Annotated in this window: 15 protein-coding genes and 1 pseudogene; 9 read left to right on the forward strand and 7 right to left on the reverse strand. The window is 40.2% G+C overall.

All coding sequences use genetic code 11. From position 1 onward, the window contains the following. Positions 1 to 3 precede the first annotated feature (3 nt). The 9 genes and pseudogenes from FTU12_RS06760 (at position 4) to FTU12_RS06800 (ending at position 11,555) form a co-directional block, all read left to right on the forward strand. Positions 4 to 846: an RNA methyltransferase gene (locus tag FTU12_RS06760; RefSeq protein ID WP_078193553.1), complete on the forward strand. Its 843-nt coding sequence runs from the start codon at positions 4 to 6 to the stop codon at positions 844 to 846. After that, the gene (gene cysE, locus FTU12_RS06765; protein ID WP_180003858.1) at positions 839 to 1,648 is read left to right on the forward strand and encodes a serine O-acetyltransferase; all 810 of its coding nucleotides are present in this window, start codon (positions 839 to 841) and stop codon (positions 1,646 to 1,648) included. Before FTU12_RS06760 ends, cysE begins: the two co-directional genes overlap by 8 nt. 105 nt (positions 1,649 to 1,753) lie before the next feature. Next, a complete protein-coding gene (locus FTU12_RS06770) occupies positions 1,754 to 2,668 on the forward strand; it encodes an ABUW_2363 family tetratricopeptide repeat lipoprotein (protein WP_180003856.1) in 915 nt (304 codons plus the stop codon). 167 nt (positions 2,669 to 2,835) lie between these two features. Then, positions 2,836 to 4,803 (forward strand): esterase/lipase family protein, encoded by a 1,968-nt coding sequence (locus FTU12_RS06775; RefSeq protein WP_373683043.1) that lies wholly within the window; start codon positions 2,836 to 2,838, stop codon positions 4,801 to 4,803. Positions 4,804 to 5,053: 250 nt separating this feature from the next. Further along, a pseudogene (locus FTU12_RS16655) lies at positions 5,054 to 6,271 on the forward strand (GGDEF domain-containing protein). Positions 6,272 to 6,557: 286 nt separating this feature from the next. After that, on the forward strand, positions 6,558 to 9,188 hold the full coding sequence (gene mutS, locus FTU12_RS06785; protein WP_180064208.1) for a DNA mismatch repair protein MutS: 2,631 nt from the start codon (positions 6,558 to 6,560) through the stop codon (positions 9,186 to 9,188). A gap of 385 nt (positions 9,189 to 9,573) precedes the next feature. After that, on the forward strand, positions 9,574 to 9,897 hold the full coding sequence (gene fdxA, locus FTU12_RS06790; RefSeq protein ID WP_004651686.1) for a ferredoxin FdxA: 324 nt from the start codon (positions 9,574 to 9,576) through the stop codon (positions 9,895 to 9,897). 138 nt (positions 9,898 to 10,035) lie between these two features. Next, a complete protein-coding gene (locus FTU12_RS06795; protein WP_078188751.1) occupies positions 10,036 to 10,758 on the forward strand; it encodes a D-Ala-D-Ala carboxypeptidase family metallohydrolase in 723 nt (240 codons plus the stop codon). A 131-nt stretch (positions 10,759 to 10,889) separates the two neighbouring features. Further along, entirely contained in the window at positions 10,890 to 11,555 is a 666-nt protein-coding gene (locus tag FTU12_RS06800) for an O-methyltransferase (RefSeq protein WP_180114019.1), read from the forward strand. Between the two features lie 209 nt (positions 11,556 to 11,764). Here FTU12_RS06800 and FTU12_RS06805 read toward each other — a convergent pair whose 3' ends face one another. The 7 genes from FTU12_RS06805 to FTU12_RS06835 all read right to left on the reverse strand — a co-directional run bounded on the left by FTU12_RS06805 (position 11,765) and on the right by FTU12_RS06835 (position 16,633). Further along, complete coding sequence (locus FTU12_RS06805; protein WP_078188753.1) at positions 11,765 to 12,607, reverse strand: universal stress protein; 843 nt, start codon at positions 12,605 to 12,607, stop codon at positions 11,765 to 11,767. Between the two features lie 130 nt (positions 12,608 to 12,737). Beyond that, a complete protein-coding gene (locus FTU12_RS06810; protein WP_180114020.1) occupies positions 12,738 to 13,355 on the reverse strand; it encodes a DapH/DapD/GlmU-related protein in 618 nt (205 codons plus the stop codon). Beyond that, positions 13,348 to 13,947, reverse strand: coding sequence for a YigZ family protein (locus FTU12_RS06815; protein WP_180114021.1), 600 nt, complete (start codon positions 13,945 to 13,947; stop codon positions 13,348 to 13,350). Before FTU12_RS06815 ends, FTU12_RS06810 begins: the two co-directional genes overlap by 8 nt. A 269-nt stretch (positions 13,948 to 14,216) precedes the next feature. Next, the gene (gene lptB / locus FTU12_RS06820; protein WP_078188759.1) at positions 14,217 to 14,960 is read right to left on the reverse strand and encodes an LPS export ABC transporter ATP-binding protein; all 744 of its coding nucleotides are present in this window, start codon (positions 14,958 to 14,960) and stop codon (positions 14,217 to 14,219) included. Continuing rightward, the gene (gene lptA / locus FTU12_RS06825; protein WP_168377635.1) at positions 14,960 to 15,526 is read right to left on the reverse strand and encodes a lipopolysaccharide transport periplasmic protein LptA; all 567 of its coding nucleotides are present in this window, start codon (positions 15,524 to 15,526) and stop codon (positions 14,960 to 14,962) included. The genes lptB and lptA overlap by 1 nt, the downstream gene beginning before the upstream one ends. Beyond that, positions 15,516 to 16,058 carry an LPS export ABC transporter periplasmic protein LptC gene (gene lptC / locus FTU12_RS06830; RefSeq protein WP_078188761.1) on the reverse strand — a complete coding sequence of 181 codons (543 nt, stop codon included), beginning with the start codon at positions 16,056 to 16,058 and terminating at the stop codon, positions 15,516 to 15,518. The genes lptA and lptC overlap by 11 nt, the downstream gene beginning before the upstream one ends. A 35-nt stretch (positions 16,059 to 16,093) precedes the next feature. Beyond that, on the reverse strand, positions 16,094 to 16,633 hold the full coding sequence (locus FTU12_RS06835; RefSeq protein WP_078188762.1) for an HAD family hydrolase: 540 nt from the start codon (positions 16,631 to 16,633) through the stop codon (positions 16,094 to 16,096). Positions 16,634 to 16,635 lie beyond the last annotated feature (2 nt).

Consider the following 16,635-nt stretch of genomic DNA (forward strand, 5'->3'; position numbering starts at 1 on the left):
ATCATGAATCAAACTGACAATGCTGCGGTTTCAGCACATCTCTCCCATGTGCGTATTGTCATGGTGAATACAACATTACCCGCAAATATTGGTAGTGCATTACGTGCCATGAAAACCATGGGACTTTCAAAGCTGGTCTTAGTTGCACCGAAGACTTACCCGCATCCAGACATTAATGCCTTGGCTGCCGGTGCTGTCGATTTAATTGATCAAATTGAAATCGTTGAATCATTAGAAGATGCCATTAAAGATTGTCATATTGTCTTTGGTACCAGTGCGCGTAGTCGTACCATCCCATGGCCACTGCTTGATGCTCGCCCTGCTGCTGAAATGTCTCTCAAAGCGGTCTGTGAACAACAACAAGAAATTGCCGTGGTGTTTGGCCGTGAAGACCGTGGTTTGACCAATGAAGAATTGGCAATGGCCAACTACCACGTCACTATTCCAGTAAATACTGAATATGGCGTCTTAAACGTTGCCCAAGCGATTCAAGTCATTTGCTATGAAATGCGTATGGCTGCCCTTGCACATACTGAGTTAACGGCAAATCCTGATGCCAATATGCATGTGACAGATGACATTGATATGGAATGGGATGAACCGTTAGTGACCCATGAAATGATGGAACAGTTCTACCCGCATATTGAAAAAATGCTGGCAGAGATTGAATTTATGGATCCAAAAAATCCAAGATTATTACCTTTACGCTTGCGTCGCCTATTTGGACGTATACAATTAGATCGTATGGAATACCACTTATTACGTGGCATCTTTAGCCGAGTACAGGCTTTAAATAACGGAACATGGAAAAAATCTACAGACAATGAGGATCAATCTAATGCTTAAGCAGCTTAAAGAAGATATACAGGCTGTATTCGCGCGCGATCCTGCTGCACGAAATACGCTCGAAGTCTTAACGACTTATCCAGGAATTCATGCCTTAATCATGCATCGTATGGCACATGAACTTTGGAAAAAAGAGTGTAAAGGCTCAGCCCGCTTATTGTCTTCTTTTAGCCGCTTTGCCACAGGCATTGAGATTCATCCGGGTGCGAAAATCGGTCGTCGTTTCTTCATTGACCATGGTATGGGTGTGGTGATTGGTGAAACAGCTGAAATTGGTGATGATGTCACCCTTTACCATGGTGTGACCTTAGGGGGCACAACTTGGAATAAAGGCAAACGTCACCCCACCTTGGAAGATGGCGTAGTGGTTGGCGCTGGTGCAAAGATCTTAGGCCCATTTACGGTAGGTAAAAATGCCAAAGTCGGCTCAAATGCCGTGGTGACCAAAGAAGTTCCTGCGGATACTACCGCTGTAGGTAATCCAGCACGCTTTATCACGAAAGATAAGCCAAAAGATGAAGCTGAAAGCCGTCGTCGCGATTATGCAGAAAGTATTGGTTTCCAACCGTATGCTGCAACACAAGACCAAACTGACCCAATGTTAGAAGGTATGCGTGTGTTGTTAGATCGTATTCAGCACAATGAAAAACGTATGAATAATTTGTGTCAGCGTTTGTCTCTCCTTGACCCAACGTTCAAAAAGCAACAGCTTAATGAACAACCTTTTAGTCAGGAAGAACTTAAAATCATTGAAGATGTGCGCCGCGAATGCGAAGCTCAAAGTAATCAATCTAAAGCTTAACCAAAAGCAATCATAATAAGTTGCCTTTAACTTGCATGTTGTTCAGAGTTTTTTTAGACTGACCAACATGCTTTTTTGTATAAAATAAATTAATGGATGAATCATATGACGCTTAAGCCCTTGGCAGTTGCTTGTATTGCTTTAACCCTTGCCGCTTGTGGAAGCGCCCCAACTAAAAATAATGCTCCTAAAGATGCCATGATTTTTGTAGAGCCTGAACTGACTCCACCTTTCTACGCACTCAACCCATTTAACTACGATGCACCACCTCCTTTTGAATTAAATTTACAAAAAGCTGCAGCACAGCCTGTGACTAAGATGGTGGTAACTAGCCCAACCGACCCATCTAAGCAATTAACTCTTGAAGAAAACCGCCTGATTATCCCCACTGTTGACAGCAAAGAACGTTCGATGAAATTTGCTGCTTTAGCAGGTGACAATGAAATCGACATTACTGAAATTGATGATTTCTTACAGCTTGTTGAAGGTAAAGCACGTCACTATCCACCACGTTTTGTTCAACGCCAAGAACGCAAAGGGTTTGAGCTTAAACTTAAAGAAGTGACGCAAAAATTAGATACGCTTGCGTCTAAAGACAATGCTTCTTTTGATATTTTAGTTCGTGCATTTAAAGCCAGTGTGATGGCACGTAACCTCGACTTAGGTTCTGTGTACACAACTAAATCATTAACTTACGCACAACGTATTTTAAAAATCAACCAAGATGATGCTGAAGCAAACTTCTGGTTCGGTTTTGGTTTATCTGAAGGTGGTGGTCAACGTGAAGCGATTCCATACTTAGACAAAGCGATGAAAGCAGGTGTTCAAGAAGCCTATCTTTCTGCAGCAAATAACTATATTGCGATGGAACAAAAAAAGAACGCGATTCAGGTCTTAAAGAACTACAAAGTGAAATACCCACAAGAAGGCGAAGTCGCTGACCGCTTAATTCAAGAAATTGAAAAGCAAGGCCGTTGGAATGTTTGGCAAGTTTTAAATCCGCCTAAAGCTGCGTCTTAATTGTAACGATTTAGAAAATACTTTTGAAAAAAGACCGTTTTAACGGTCTTTTTTCATTTATGGCGAATTGAAAATCCTGACAATTATCGTATGATTTGAAAATATTTAACCCAATGTGCGACCCCTTTATGCAGCTAAATACTAAAACAATACTGCTCCTTGGAATCATGAGTACCAGCGTCCTGAGTGGATGTCAGGTCGTCAGTGTCAAAAACCAAAAACTCAACGTTTCTATTGCCAATGAACGTGAAAGTATTATTTCTCGAAACAAACTCAGCGAAGCCAGTTTAAATGTCTTGTCGATGACAGGTCGTGAAGCCAAAGCGTGTATAGAAGACCCGAAAGCCTGTGTTGATGAACTACAACAAATCCCACAAATTCAAGACGAACAGTTACTGTCTACGGCAAGTGAATTATATTTAGCAAAAGCCATTGAATATGAGTCTTCTTCTGCCTGTAAATTAGGTTTACTGAGTAGCCACAAATCAGAAGAAAAACAAAAAATTGAACAAGACACTTATAACAAATGTTTAGATCAACAGCTGACGCTACTGGATAAAAGTATTCGCTATAGCTATGCCTATATGTTTAAAACCAAACGTGCGCCTGCTGACCGTATTTTTGATAACCGCCAAGTTCAAATCCGAGATTTCTATAATCAAGGGATTGCTAAACTGGTTAGCAGCTATGCACTACGTTATAAACCGCAAGAAGTCACCCAACAGATCAAAGTCGGACAAACCACCTATCATATTGACTTCAGCCATTACCCAGAACTCAAAAATCGTAAAATTGAACAATTGATGTCAACCTATAACCTCAACTTCTCAGGTTTACGTTCAATTACCCGCCGAGATGGTTTTGGTTCCGAATTCCTTGTGGTTTTACCCGAAGAACATACAGTTGAAACAGGCAAAGCCAAATACATTATCAACCCAATAGATTTTAAATATCCGTCTGGTTCAAACCCTAATATCCATCAAGCGCGCTATTTAGCTGCAACCTTAACAGCGGAACCTGTAAGCACCACAACTTCAGTTGATCAAATTTTAAATCAGCATGAGTTTCAAATTAAGGCTTACGACCCGTACAAATATGAACAGGTCAATATTGCCAATAAAAACTATGCCCTTGCAGCCAATTTTTCTGCACCTTATGGTCTTTGGTTAGCACAAAACAACTTGGGCAAGGCAGCGTATTTATCCCTGATTGACCGTGATGAAAAACTCACGATGCCACATTTATACATGCTTGAACCATATAATCCTGACAAAAAAGTCATCGTTTTGGTACATGGTCTTGCTAGTAGCCCTGAAGCATGGATTCGTCTCACCAACGATATTATGGGCGATTCAGTGCTACGTGAGCACTATCAAGTGTGGCAAGTGTTCTACTCAACCAACATGCCGATTATTGAAAGCCGCTTCCAAATTTATTCCATATTGACTCAAACTTTTAATAAAGTCGACGCCAATGCTGCAGCTAAAAAAGATGCGGTTTTAGTTGGTCATAGTATGGGCGGAATTATTGCACGACTACTGGTTAGCCAAGCCGATACCACACAATCTGCTTTGAAAATGATGAACTCACGTCAATTAAATCAGTACCGCAATATTCCAGTCGTGAAGCAGCGTATGGTAATTGACGATATTCCAAATTTCAGCCGTGCGATTTTCTTGGCTGCACCGCATCGTGGTACTGAATACGCAGATCGTTGGTTTACCAAAGCTGCTCGAAAAATCATTAAACTTCCGGGCGCTTTCTTATCAGCCATGGGTGATGTGTTAACTCAGGAAGAAGACCTGAAAGATTTATTCCGTGAAATCGACCACGGCTTAATCCAAAATGGACCAAGTGACTTAAGCCACCAATCCAAATTTATTGCGCTCACTGAAGATATTCAGCCACGTAAAGGTTTGAAGTTTCATTCAATTATGGGAAATAACACCAATAGCCAAGATAAAAATGTAATCTCGGATGATGTCGTGCCATACACCAGTGCGCATTTAGAGGGTGCTGTTTCAGAAAAGATCATTAAAGGTGGTCATTCGATTCAAGAAACCCCAGAAGCTGTACTTGAACTGCGCCGTATACTACGACTGCATTTGATTGAACTTGGCCTCTATAAACCATAATGCAATACAACATTTAATTCGATCTACATATTTTAAAACCGATCTCAGGATCGGTTTTTTTCATTTCTGCATTTACTTGAATATGCCATTATTCACATAATTATTATATAAGCCTTTATTTTTTAATCATTTTAAAACTCAAAATCACTTGTTAAATTTTATACAAATCTTATATTAGAGATAAATACGGGTTAAATATAGACAAAAAAGTTGTGCACATATCCTAAATTTTTTATGAGCATATCGAATTATGAAATTAAAAGGCTCAAAGTTACTTCATCGGGATGAAATAGAGAGTTTAATCAAAAATAGATTAAATAAAGTTTATTTTACGCCAAATTTAGAATCCATTTATCAGCCGCTCTACCGTGATGAAGCGGCGAAAGAATTTCGTTTTCGCGGGATCATTATTTTTCTCCTGTATGCCCTGTTATGTTCGGGGATTTATCAAGTGATTCCATAACGCAGTTTTGTAGATTCCTTTGTATATTTGGGTAGTGTTTATCATTCTGATTGCATGGGATTTTTCTTTTTTTCCGCATTAACCCCTTATTTTAATGTTTATACTTGTCTAGGCTCGATGTGCGCTGTTGCAATCATATTTATCATCTTTACTGTGATTGGTAATGATCACAATGATGCGCTATTACATGCAGCCATGAAGTATGCCTTGGTCATCATCTATGCCTTTGTTGGTATGCGTTTTTATATTGCCATGGTTGCGGGTTGGTGCGGTGGCTTGATTGGATACATCATTACCAAAGCTTTTGATTTTCAAATTGACTGGACGTTCTTAAATCGTACCTATACCTATAGTAGCTTTCTGGGTATGGCGATTGCCTATGTAATCGACCGTCAACACCGTGAAAATTTCTTGCAAAATTGCATTATTGAACTGCATCAAAATGAGATGCAAAAGCAATCTGAACAATTGAAAAAAATGACAGAGCATGACCCACTGACTGGGCTAGCAAACCGTCGTCCGTTATAAGGAGCTTTAGAACAGCTATGGCATTATGCCCTACGTCATCAACAACCGTTAAGCATCATGATGATCGATATCGATTTTTTGAAAATTAAAATGATCATTTAGGACATCAGGCGGGTGACATCTGCCTGACCCAAATTGCAGAGGTTTTGTCTCAAATCACTAATCGAAATGGTGAGTTAGCTGCACACTATGGCAGCGAAGAGTTTTTACTCCTCTTTAGGGTGTTAACTGAAGCTGAAAATTGAACCTTTGGCAGCCGATTTATTACGCAGAATTTAATCACTCGAACTTCCACATCCAGCCAGCCATATGTCTAAATTTGTGAAGATTAGCATCGGTACGGAAACGATCATTCCATCCAAATCTTATCAAATTCAGAAATTTATATAGGCTGCCGATCGTGCACTTTACCTTGCAAAAGGTAGCTGTCGCAACCAATATCGATTAGCTCAGGCTGAAGCGCAGCTTGATGTTTGAGTCAGTTTATCGCTTTGTAAATGTATCCATTGTTGAATTTACACACAGACTTTTTAGCGTTTATAAATAATATTTTGACTGCTTTTTTTACATGCAGACAAACCTTTTCTGGCATTTTCCTACCACTTTTTTTGCTAGAATCAGCAACACGATTTGTTAACGTACACCTGTGGTTTTGAATGAAGAGACAAAATAAATATAAGGACTTTTTCTAAATCCAATTTTCATCAAAACAGTGTTTTTCGTTTAGCAGCGCACAAATTTTTATTTTAAGGTATTTCGTTTCATGCAAGCTGATAATTCCAAAGTTGACCTTTCAACCCTGACCCCGATGATGCAACAGTACATGTCAGTCAAAATGCAAAATCCGCATTCACTGATGTTTTATCGGATGGGTGATTTTTATGAGCTCTTTTTTGAAGATGCGCATAAAGCAGCAAAACTCTTAGGAATTACACTGACACATCGTGGTAAAGCCAATGGTGAACCTATTCCTATGGCTGGTGTGCCGTACCACGCTGCTGAAGGCTATTTAGCCCGCCTTGTAAAAAAAGGTGAAACTGTGGTGATCTGCGAGCAAATTGGTGAGGTAACAGGTAAAGGTCCAGTTGAGCGCGGCATTGTTCGTATCATTACCCCGGGGACATTAACGGACGATGCACTGATTGCCTCTCATCAAAGTTCAAATTTAGTCGCGATCTGCTTACAACAAAATCAGATCGGGATTGCTTTACTGGACCTCAGTGCAGGTATTTTCAAAGTTCAGCAAATGGACTATCAGCTAGAACAATTAGCAATCGAACTTTCACGTTTAATGCCGAGCGAAATTTTGATTGATGAAGATCTTATTGATCCGAATATTGTCGAACAAATTAAACGTCAATTAGACTGCCCTGTTACCAAGCGTCCAAACGTCGACTTCAATTTAAATAACGCGCAAAAAACGCTGTGTGACCAATTTGCAGTAGCCACACTTTCAGGTTTTGGTATTGACCATTTACCTTTGGCGAAAGCTGCCGCTGCGGCTTTGATTCACTATGCAAAAGTCACTCAAAAAACTGCTTTACCACATATCCGCAGCATTCAACTTGAACAAAGTAGTGATTTCGTGGCGCTCGACCCCGTCACTCGTCGTAACTTAGAACTGATTGATCCTTTATTTGAACATGGCACTTCCCTGTTCCAACTGATCAATGATTGCCAAACTGCGATGGGTGGCCGTCTATTAAGTCGTACCTTAATGCAGCCTTTACGAGATACCGCTTTATTGGATGCGCGTTTAGATGCTTCACAAGCGATGCTGCAAGGCTATCATGAGTCTCCGATCCGCTTAGTTCTCAAGGAAATTGGCGATATTGAACGAGTGCTATCTCGTGTAGCGCTCGGCAGTGCTCGACCACGAGACCTTGTTCAGTTACGTCAAACTTGTGCACAAATTCCCTATCTTCGACATGCACTTGAACCGATCATTCAGGCACATCAATCTAAGCTGATCGCTCAGTTAAATGATGAAATGGGTGATTTTCACGGCTTACATGAGCGTCTTATGTCTGCCATCGTAGAAAACCCGCCGGTGCTTTTACGTGATGGTAATGTGATTGCCGAGGGCTTCGACACTGAACTCGATGAACTGCGTAAAATTCGTGACCATGCAGGACAATTCCTCATTGATCTCGAAATCAAAGAGCGTGAACAAACCGGAATTTCAACCTTAAAAATTGGCTATAACCGTGTCAGTGGCTACTATATTGAACTGACTCGAGCACAGGCTGAGCAAGCACCTGATCATTATATTCGCCGCCAAACTCTAAAAAATGCGGAACGCTACATTACCCCTGAGCTGAAATCTTTTGAAGATAAGGTGCTTTCGAGTGAGTCACGTGCATTAGCGCGCGAAAAAATGCTCTTTGAGCTATTACTTGATGAGTTACGTGCAGATATTGGCAACTTACAAATGATGAGCGCCGCTATAGCGCAAATTGATTTACTGGCTAATTTTGCCCATCAAGCTCGATTACGAAATTGGTCACGTCCTGAATATAGCCCTGAAGTTGGGATCAAAATCAAAGCCGGACGTCACCCAGTTGTGGAATCTCTGAGCAAATCAGCATTTACTCCAAATGATACTAGTTTGGACTTTAATCACCGCATGGCGATTATCACAGGGCCAAATATGGGCGGTAAATCGACCTTTATGCGCCAAACTGCCTTAATCAGCTTATTAGCCTACTGTGGTAGCTTTGTCCCTGCCCAATCTGCCGTATTAGGGCCGATCGATCGGATATTTACCCGTATAGGATCTGCCGACGACTTGTCTACAGGCAAATCAACCTTCATGGTGGAAATGACTGAAACCTCACAGATTCTACATCATGCGACCAATCAATCATTGGTACTGATGGATGAAGTCGGACGTGGTACGAGTACCTATGATGGCTTATCTTTGGCGTGGGCATGTGTGCTCGATCTCACCCGTCGCATTAAATGTTTATGCCTATTTGCAACGCATTATTTTGAGCTCACCGAGTTAGGCAAAGACGCCAATATAGATAACTATCATGTGACTGCTCGTGAGCTAAATGGCAACCTGATCTTACTGCATAAAGTTCAACAAGGCCCAGCGAGTCAAAGTCATGGTCTACAGGTGGCAAAGCTTGCAGGTATTCCTGCAGCTGTGATCAAAGAAGCGCAAAATCGCCTTCATATATTAGAAACTCAGCAAAAACAGCAACTCAATACGGCTGTACAAACCGATCTATTCTCGGCACTCGCAGAGCCTGAAGTCATTGAACGCGTAGTTGAAGTTGAAAAAACATCGCCCGTACTTGATGCCTTAGCAGATATTGATATCGATAACTTAAGTCCACGTGAAGCATTACAACAGCTTTACGCTTTAAAGGATTTACTTAAGATCTAAATTGAGCAGAAGCGATAGATGAGATATGCAAAGAACACCAATGAAGGTGTTCTTTGCATTGACACCATTCAAACGCGTAAATTAGTGAATGTTTGCTATCTACTACTGCGGCTATTCAGCAATAAATTGATAAAAAATTAATGTTCTAAAATGTTTCATGCTTAAAATGCACATAAAAATATTGTTCGATAAACAGATGTAATTTAATTAGTTTTTGAGTATGATTCTCATTCATTGTGAAATTTACATAAATTGTTCAGTTTTTAGTGATTTTAACAGCACTGCATATAATAATTATCAATAAAAGGAATTGTTAGTTACCCTATTTTTTGCCTAAAATACACCATTAGTTTATTAGAACCATATTTTTTAGGTAGCTGTCGCCATGACCTTTGTTGTCACTGAAAACTGTATTAAATGTAAATATCAAGACTGCGTAGAAGTTTGCCCTGTTGACTGTTTCTATGAAGGTCCAAACTTCCTTGTTATTAATCCAGATGAATGTATCGACTGTGCGCTATGTGAACCTGAGTGTCCAGCTAACGCGATTTTCTCTGAAGATGAGTTACCTGAAGGTCAAGAAGTATTTATCGAACTTAATACTGAACTTTCTCAAAAATGGCCGAACATCACTCAAATTGGTGATCAACCTGCCGACCGTGAAGAGTGGAACGGTAAAGCTGATAAATTACAATATCTTGAAAAGTAATTTTACGCTTTCATGAAAAGATCAGCACATGCTGATCTTTTTTTATACTTAAAGCACACATTTCATTGCAAATTATTCAAATTTTCTCAATCAAATTGGATTAAAATAGAACGAGTTTATAAATAATTGATTTCTATAATGAAGCATTTACTCAAGGGATTATTGTCCGTTGCAATATTCCCTCTTGTTTTCATTGGTTGTACAACTACACCACAAAAACAAGGTCACACTATTACAACTCCCGACGGTAAACGTATTTACATACCTCAAGAAAAAGTGACGACCATCAGACAAGCCCCGCCTAAAGTGGTGCCTTATGCCTACAATTCGTGGGTCGCGTCTGTCGATAATTTACGTCGCGTTCGAGACTATGAAGTCTTTTTAGAGAAAAATGGTGTAGGCAATATCATTCCTTCATTTGAGTTGATGCGTACTGCACGTGACTGGCAAAAATGTGGTCGCTCAGAATATATGGTACCTAACCGTGAATTATGGCAAAACCAAATTGCAACCTTACGTGTCTTTAAATATTTAGTAGCTGCCAATATCTTAACGGACTTTGAAGTGACATCGGTTTATCGTGATTTGCCTTTGAACCAGTGTGCCGGTGGTGCAAGTTCATCTCGTCACTTATACAACTCTGCGATTGATTTCCGTATTGGACCTGCGTACCCGCAGCCCGAAGACTACAGTTATATTGAAAATACCAAGTTCCGTTTATGCCAATTTTGGTCACAACACGGGCAGAGTCTCAATATGGGATTAGGTTTATATGCCAGCGGACAAATTCATATTGATACTCAAGGCTACCGTACTTGGGGGCCTGATCACTCAAGTCGCTCATCAATGTGTAATTACTAAAACATTACATCGTCATATCAAGACCTCTTCGGAGGTCTTTTTTGTACATAAAATATTCAAATATAGAACAATAAATTGCGATGTTGGTGGAAAGGTTTAAAATGCTTGCATCAATCACGAGGTGCGACAACATGCAACAAATGTGGACAGACATTGATGCTTACATCGATTCACATTTAATTCCTGAAGATCCAATATTGACCCAAACACTTCAACATACGGATGAACGTGGCTTTCCTAATCATCTTGCTGTAGCGGCCAATCAAGGCATGCTGCTTCAAATGTTAATCCAAATGAACAAATGTAAACGCGTTTTAGAACTTGGAACTTTTGCAGCCTATAGCACCATGTGGTTAGCACGTGCATTACCTGAAGATGGTTACATTCTGACCATTGAAGGTCGTGATACACATGCTGCCCTCGGTCAAGAAAATATTGATAATGCAAAGCTTGCACAAACGATAGAACTGAAATGTGGTCGTGCGGCAGATATTTTACGTGCCCTTCCTGAAGATACCGAACCTTTTGACTTTATTTTTGTCGATGCAGACAAACAGAGCTACCCTGAATATTTAGAATTAAGCTTAAATTTATCTCATTCAGGTACAGTGATTGTTTTAGACAATGTAATTCGTGCAGGTGAGATTCTAAATGCTGAAAACCACAAACCAAGCATTGAAGGTATCCGTGATATGTTCAAAGCCATGCAAAATCATCCGAAAATTTTATCCTGCACGGCACTTCAAACTGTAGGTTGTAAAGGTCATGATGGTTTTGCGATTGCAATCGTTAAATAATCTAAATCGAGGTGTTTTTTAGCCACCTCGAATAAAGGTATAAAAAATAATCAATACAATATTTTATTTTTAAAACAACTACTTACAAACACTACACACAGAGTTATCCACAATTTATGAGGATAACTCTGATTATTTTTAACACAACAACTTATTATTTATTTACTCGCATTTGTCCGTCTATTAAATCACCTATTTGTTGTTTCATCTTATTTTACAACCAACAGTGGAACACTCGAATTTCTGAAAATACTGGTGGTAATACTGCCCAAGAAGAACTGATGGATTTTACTGTGACTAAATGCCCCCAGTACGATTAACTGGATACCATGCTCTTGTTGATAGTCCAGAATATTTTCCGAAACATCGCCATAGCGGTATTCCGTCACCACATCGAGCCCCGCATTGGTTAAATAATTTTTTGGATCATCCAAGATTTGTGGGTGATCTCCAACATAGACCAAATGACATTGTAAAAGTTTGAGTAGGTCACTTTGTGCCACACGCTTCATTAACTCAACACATTTAGGCGAATATTCATAGGCAAAAATAAAACGAGTCGGTGGTTTAAACGTTGGCCCTACAGTCATAACTGTACAACTTGCACCACGTATAAAGTTTTCAACATTACTACCAAGCGGCTTATTGCGCTCTGCTGAACGTTCACCCACGCGACCAATTAAAACAATATCGTCATCTTGCAACACATTAAAACTTTGCTCTAAGAAGTCGCCCTTTTCCTGAATATGGGTGGTTTGAATACCATGCTTATCTTGGATCATTTCAGAAATGTGTTTGAGCAAGTTATTACTATAATCTAACGCTAAATCACTTTGTTTTTGTTCTAACTCCGCGAGTTCTTTCAAGAGCATAGCATTACTTTCAAACCCAATCACTCCACTGATTTCACCTAAGTGATAACTTGCCGGATAATAATCGAGTATTTGCAGTAAAACCAACTCACGGTGAGTTTGTTTAGCAACCCAAGCAGCAGCATCAGCTAGTGCATTAATGCATGGAGAAGAGTCGATACAGGCGATAACTCGTTTCATGATTAGCCCTCGTTTTATTATTGCTTGGCTATAAAATGTTGTTTGTTATTTTTAACTTATCACAACTCTGTTTCACTGTGCATGCATTTGTGTAAGCATAAAAACGATTTATGACCTATTTGGCGATTATTTATTCACGATATCGAATGAGTTTTGCAGGATTTCCCGCAATGATTGCACGCGCTTCGACATTTTTCGTCACCATACTGTTCATGCCGACCACAGCCTGCTCAGCAATGTGAATGCCATCCTTGATTCCAACATGCGCACCTAGCCAAACATCACGCTCTATCTCAATCCCTTGTGATCGTACAGCTTGCTGATAGATCGGTTGATTGACATCCATTCCATGATCAAAAGCGTATAAATGGCAATATGCCGCCATACGAACCTGATCGTGAATTTTGATACCCACTCGCCCACCATCTAAAATACAGTGATGATTGATCGCCACTTCATTGCCAATTTCAATTGGGCCATGCAGGGTGCAATCTGCAGCGATAAAGCTGTTATCTCCAATGACAATCTTACGTCCTGGTTCGGCAAAAATATGAGCCAATGGCGATATAAAACAGTTTTTACCAATTTCAACGGTTTCCATCGATTTGAGATAGTCTTGATATTCCTGTTGCCAAGCTTCGGCCCAACCACGATTTTTCGGTTTAAGTGACCAATACAACCAAGGCATATAATTCAGACGATGCTTATGTTGCTCTCGATATTTCAATAATGGATCTTGTTCATTCATCTTCATCAGCCTCGACGATATGCAGTTGTTCACGTCCGCGAGTTACATCTTGTATCTTTAACTGCAGTGGTTGGATTTGATGAATTTGCAATGATGCAAGTACATTTACACCTTCCACTGTGTAGTCTTCCTGAAATTCAATTTGCTGCTGATTGAGTTCATATTGGAAAATTGCCCACTCATTAAACTGACAACTAAATTGCACTTTTTTCTTCTCAATGAGTTCAATTTTTTCAGCCAGCAGCAGACATTGACCGGCACAGCCACCATAGGCACGTACCAAGCCCCCTGTGCCGAGCTTAATTCCACCATACCAACGATTAACCAAGACCAATACGTTGGTTAGATCATTCCCTTCTATGGTTGCTAGAATGGGCCGACCTGCTGTGCCTGAAGGCTCACCATCGTCATTGAAACGTACGGTATGTCCAATTTTCCATGCCCAGCACTGATGTGTTGTTGAGATATCTTTATGGGCTTCGAGAAAGTCTTTAACGGCTTGTTCATTTTCCACAGGAACTGCGATGGCTTGAAAACGGCTTTTTTTTATGTCTTCTTCATATTCAAACTGTGCGGCAAGTGTAAATGGCATAACGTCTTTAGATCCTCTATCAACGGATATTATAGCGTTTTTTGAAAGACTTACATCCACAAAAAAGCCCCCAATACTGGAGGCTTGATTGAAGACCATTCATCTTTCGTAATCGCATGATTTTTGCAGATCGTATTTTTAGTTTAATGTATACTGATATTTTTGTTAATTTTTAGATTAATTACTCAGTTTTTGTCATTTCCGACAATAAGATAAACCCGCTGAACCAAACTAGCGCCATTCAACGGGAAATTTCTTATTTTATTCAATTAAACAGTAAAATCATCACCAAGATAAACTTTACGTACCGTCTCATCTGCAAGCACTTCTTCTGGAGTACCTTCTGCAATCACTGAACCTTCGCTCACGATATAAGCATGCTCACAAATCGCTAGAGTTTCACGCACATTATGGTCGGTAATTAATACACCAATACCACGATCTTTCAATGTTCGGATAATGTCTTTGATATCACCCACTGAAATAGGATCGACCCCTGCAAAAGGTTCATCTAGCAACATAAATTTAGGGTCTGCAGCTAACGCGCGCGCGATTTCCGCACGGCGTCGCTCACCACCCGACACACTCATACCAAGAGAATCTTTGATGTGTGTGATTTTAAAGTCAGCAAGCAATTCCGTTAAACGTTGCTGACGTTGTTGCTTATTTAGATCTTTACGGGTTTCTAAAATCGACATGATATTTTCAGAAATGGTTAATTTTCTAAAAATAGATGCTTCTTGAGGTAGATAACCAATACCTTTACGTGCGCGCTCATGCATTGCCAAGTCAGACAAATCAAGATCATCTAAATGAATCTCACCTTTATCCATACGAACTAAGCCAACAACCATATAGAAGCTTGTGGTTTTACCTGCACCATTTGGACCAAGTAAACCCACAATTTGACCACTTTGCATGCTAAAGGACACATCCTTTACCACCCAACGCTTACTGTAGTTTTTGGCTAAATGCTTAATACATAAAGTTTGAACTTGCGAGGTCTGCTCCATTAATCACGTGCTCCTGGGAAGGACTTAGTGCTTGACGGCGGAATCACGATTTGTACACGACCTGAAGAAGATCCAGATTTATTTGGCGTACCTTCAGCAACGATATCGCCTTTATTCATACTGTATTTCAAGCTATTACCACGAATACTTGCACCATCTTGTTGCAACAAAGCACCACCCGTCATGGTGATAATACCTGTTTCAGCATTGTAGACGATTTTCTGTGCTTGGCCTTTTGCAAAGCCTTTGGCAGGGTCAGTTTTTTGTTGGAAATGTGCTGGCCCACCCGTTGCTGTAATCGTACTGATCTCTTTTTTGCTGTTTAAGTTCGCAACGATTGAGTTTGCCTGAAGCTTCATCGAACCCTGTTCAATGATGACATTACCGGTATACGTCGTAATCCCAGTTTTTTCATTAAATGTTGCACGATCGGCAACCAATGAAATCGGTTGATTACGGTCTGAAGGCAAAGCAAAAGCTGCAACTGAACATAACGCCAGTGAACCGAGTAGCGCTGTACGTTTTAGGAAAGTTTTTGCAGTTTTTCGATTAAAATTATGGTTCATACTTTCCTCGAATATTAAAAAATTCGTATTGACCGTCGTTTAAATTTGCTTTTAAACCTTGGCTGACAAATTCGGCTTGTGGTGAAATCACCGTTACAGTCTTGTCCGTTTCTATTTCACGCTGTTTTGGAAAAGCAGTTAGTTCCTCAGTACGAAACTCCATTTGCCCTTCACGCATCAATTTTGTCGCAACCACATTGTCACTCAGTACGACTTTTTGGTTATCGTCCATACCATTGGCTTGTTTGGCAAAGAACGTGGCATCGACAGCACCATCTTGATAGGTCGATGCTTTCAGATTGACCAAATGAGAAGTTTGCTTTTGCAAATCCTGCTCAAGTCGATCGACTTGCGCACGAATATGCAATTTTCCCTGCTCATCAGTCTGCGTCAGGTTAATGTTTTCAGCTGAGTAAGTCATACTTTTCGAAGAGTCCGCCTGAAGCTTATTACCCTTTCCACCGAAATAGTAAAAACCACCGCTTACTGCAGCAATGACCACAGCTGTCACGTATAAAACTTTAGTATCCATAAGCGGAGATTCAATCCAATGACTGCATCAATTTATTAATAAGGTGCACTTGCATATTTTTCAAGTAGTTCCTGGTATACACCTTTAGAAACTAAAAGCATATCGCAGATTTCACGAACAGCACCACGTCCACCCATCGCCTGAGTTACAAGATCTGCACGACGACGTACTTCTAAATGTCCATTCGGTACGGTCACTTTCATCCCTGCAATAGCAAAGGCTGAAAGATCGGGCCAATCATCACCCATATATAGGCAATCTGAAGGATCAATACCAAACTGTGCACAGGCTTCAGTCAAGGCAACACCTTTGTCTTCACGTCCTTGAAAGACCAAATCGACACCTAAGTCAGACATGCGTTTTTCAACAATATTACTTTTACGGCCAGTAATAATGATGACTTTGATACCCGCTTTTTGCACCAACTTCATGCCTAAGCCATCTCGAATATCAAAAGATTTGATTTCATCGCCGCTATTGGTCAACGTTACAAATCCATCACTTAAAATTCCATCTACATCCAGTACTAGTGCTTCTATGTGACGCGCTTGTTCTAGCAATACATACGATGCCATTT

Source organism: Acinetobacter sp. YH12063 (assembly GCF_013419715.1).
GTDB classification, from domain to species: domain Bacteria; phylum Pseudomonadota; class Gammaproteobacteria; order Pseudomonadales; family Moraxellaceae; genus Acinetobacter; species Acinetobacter amyesii.

Excerpts from the sequence above, each read along its gene's own strand:
- FTU12_RS06760 (WP_078193553.1), top strand. The coding sequence starts at position 4 with ATGAATCAAACTGACAATGCTGCGGTTTCAGCACATCTCTCCCATGTG.
- cysE (WP_180003858.1), top strand. The coding sequence starts at position 839 with ATGCTTAAGCAGCTTAAAGAAGATATACAGGCTGTATTCGCGCGCGAT.
- FTU12_RS06770 (WP_180003856.1), top strand. The coding sequence starts at position 1,754 with ATGACGCTTAAGCCCTTGGCAGTTGCTTGTATTGCTTTAACCCTTGCC.
- FTU12_RS06775 (WP_373683043.1), top strand. The coding sequence starts at position 2,836 with ATGAGTACCAGCGTCCTGAGTGGATGTCAGGTCGTCAGTGTCAAAAAC.
- mutS (WP_180064208.1), top strand. The coding sequence starts at position 6,558 with ATGCAAGCTGATAATTCCAAAGTTGACCTTTCAACCCTGACCCCGATG.
- fdxA (WP_004651686.1), top strand. The coding sequence starts at position 9,574 with ATGACCTTTGTTGTCACTGAAAACTGTATTAAATGTAAATATCAAGAC.
- FTU12_RS06795 (WP_078188751.1), top strand. The coding sequence starts at position 10,036 with ATGAAGCATTTACTCAAGGGATTATTGTCCGTTGCAATATTCCCTCTT.
- FTU12_RS06800 (WP_180114019.1), top strand. The coding sequence starts at position 10,890 with ATGCAACAAATGTGGACAGACATTGATGCTTACATCGATTCACATTTA.
- FTU12_RS06805 (WP_078188753.1), bottom strand. The coding sequence starts at position 12,607 with ATGAAACGAGTTATCGCCTGTATCGACTCTTCTCCATGCATTAATGCA.
- FTU12_RS06810 (WP_180114020.1), bottom strand. The coding sequence starts at position 13,355 with ATGAATGAACAAGATCCATTATTGAAATATCGAGAGCAACATAAGCAT.
- FTU12_RS06815 (WP_180114021.1), bottom strand. The coding sequence starts at position 13,947 with ATGCCATTTACACTTGCCGCACAGTTTGAATATGAAGAAGACATAAAA.
- lptB (WP_078188759.1), bottom strand. The coding sequence starts at position 14,960 with ATGGAGCAGACCTCGCAAGTTCAAACTTTATGTATTAAGCATTTAGCC.
- lptA (WP_168377635.1), bottom strand. The coding sequence starts at position 15,526 with ATGAACCATAATTTTAATCGAAAAACTGCAAAAACTTTCCTAAAACGT.
- lptC (WP_078188761.1), bottom strand. The coding sequence starts at position 16,058 with ATGGATACTAAAGTTTTATACGTGACAGCTGTGGTCATTGCTGCAGTA.
- FTU12_RS06835 (WP_078188762.1), bottom strand. The coding sequence starts at position 16,633 with ATGGCATCGTATGTATTGCTAGAACAAGCGCGTCACATAGAAGCACTA.